Origin of the sequence: Chitinivorax sp. B, from assembly GCF_005503445.1 — a bacterium.
Lineage (GTDB): Bacteria > Pseudomonadota > Gammaproteobacteria > Burkholderiales > SCOH01 > Chitinivorax.
Genome location: NZ_SCOH01000127.1, coordinates 1 through 2,080 on the forward strand (window position 1 = coordinate 1; position 2,080 = coordinate 2,080).

Genomic DNA, 2,080 nt, shown 5'->3' on the forward strand with positions numbered 1-2,080 from the left:
CGCAACCGGGAAAGTAGAGGCGAGGTAAACGTGCCACGAGGGTTTCTCCTGACGTCACAGAGAAAGGCTAACACTCACAGCACACCAAATCAATCACTCTGACCCCATTGGTTGTGGGTTTGCATTCAGTGCGATCCCCTGATTGGAAATCAACCAGCAAATTCCATCAGGGATAGAGGCGACGGCCTCATTGAAAATCCGGATGTATGGCTGCAATCCCAACCTTCTTGAAGTTGTTGCCAAAATACTTGTGTAACTGGGGCGTCCATGTAAGGTAAGAACGCACTCCTTCACCGCACAGTCGCCCCATTTACGCTGCTTCGCCTTGATCACGAGAGCTTTGCGGTCCTTTGCCCGCTCGCCCTGCTCGGCAGCGCCTCGGATGAGGTTCGTGTACCTCGACTCACGGTTTACGCTCCCCGCTTCCTTCCCACGCTCGGTCACCCTCGCTCAGTTGCGGTTCGCTTCGCTCGTTGTGATCAGCTCGCGACGGGACTTTCACCCGCAGGAGTGCGCCCATGCTGGGCGCACAAAGCAAGCCCGGCTAGGCCGGGCAAGGGGGATGATTTGATCTCAAGTCCGCTAATGGGTGCTGAACCAGTCTGATCGGCCCACCCTGGCGAACTGGACCTGAGCCGACCGCGACCAGCCGCACACGGCGGCCGGCGGCAGATCAATCACTCTGACCCCAATGATTGCGATCCCATTGATTTGTAGTCATGACCAAGAATTACTTTCTCATATAGCTGCATTATATCGGCAGCCCTAATGGAGAAATCCCCATAGATATCAGGATCCGCATCAAAATAACTTTGATTGTTAGACAAAAAAACGATAGAAGCCTTTAATTCAGGCATTATTTCCGAGATGACCAGCGGTGAATTTTCCAATGCTTCTTTTATCGTATTCAAATAACCGCTTGCGGCATCGGAACCATTTAAAAACCCATGATCTCCGCTCAATAAATAATCTCTAAATGCCAATAAATAATAGCAAAATGGCTTGGGAGGCATAGATCTAATATCCTCCAATGCGGCTAGAGGACTTTTTTTGAATAAAACATCAGCCTCTTTATTTGAAACTCCAAAAAATTTATTAAATGCATATTTGCAATCTGCATCCATATTTTTTTCATCCCAATCCTGAAGGGATGGTGTGGTTTCATGCATATATGAATCCTTAAAAAGGCAGCCTAAAAAGAGCTGCCATTATCACAAACGAAAATTAATACGGCTTATTTACAATTCGGAGCGCAGCGCTTGAGAATTTCCTTAGACAGTTTGCTGACCCTATTTAGTGCTTCCGCAATGCTTGTAGGATGGGCTTTAGCCACCATGCCAGTTACGGGATCATAAGTTCCAGCCCACTTATTGTCCCAATCTTGTCTCTTTTTAGCACATGCTTTCGCTTCATTGAGATCAAAAAGCACCTTCTTGCAATCACTCCAGTTGCTATAATCAGGAGGTCTATTATTGTTATTGCAGTTATCTTTATATTCGTTATATTCATTATCCTTTTGTACGGATTCTGTTGGCGATAATGTTCGGGGCGGAGAAGTCGGCGCCACTGCAGCCATCGGGCCAGAATAAGCGTCTGGCAATACCTGATTCTGCCACCACCAAGTCGCGGCACCAGCAACAGCCATATCGGCCATCGCTGTTGCCGCCCCCCAACCAAAAGCGGCTACAAAAATAAAGCGTCCATCTGGATCATACTGCGTTGTTGGATTGCCACGGACATACCCATACGTATTCAACCCACCCTGTAACCCAATCGGATCACTCTGAACATACCGCCCCGTCTCCGGATTATAGGTCCGATACCAGTTATGACTCAGCTTGATGCCGTTATCCCAATACTGCCCCGGAAAGCGCAGGTTGTACACGAACTGGCTGCCGTTCTTGTCTGCATCCTGATCCGGTAGGGTGTTGCCGAAGGCTTCGCTTTCCCAGCGCCAGGTCAACCGCTTGTTGAACGCGTCGTAGATGGCGCGTGGGGTGTTGAGGTGGTCGGCGTAGACGTGGTAGATCAGCGGTTTGCTGGGGTCGCTGCTGTTGGGGCGCACCACCGCAATCGGGGT

The 2,080-nt window shown here is 49.5% G+C and carries 2 protein-coding genes; both read right to left on the minus strand.

Features of this window, described 5'->3' with window-relative positions:
• Nucleotides 1-677 precede the first annotated feature (677 nt).
• Nucleotides 678-1,169, minus strand: coding sequence for a hypothetical protein (locus FFS57_RS24675; RefSeq protein ID WP_137940476.1), 492 nt, complete (start codon nucleotides 1,167-1,169; stop codon nucleotides 678-680).
• Between the two features lie 65 nt (nucleotides 1,170-1,234).
• Nucleotides 1,235-2,080: RHS repeat domain-containing protein (locus tag FFS57_RS24680; protein ID WP_283204935.1), on the minus strand; the 846-nt coding region annotated here is incomplete at its 5' end.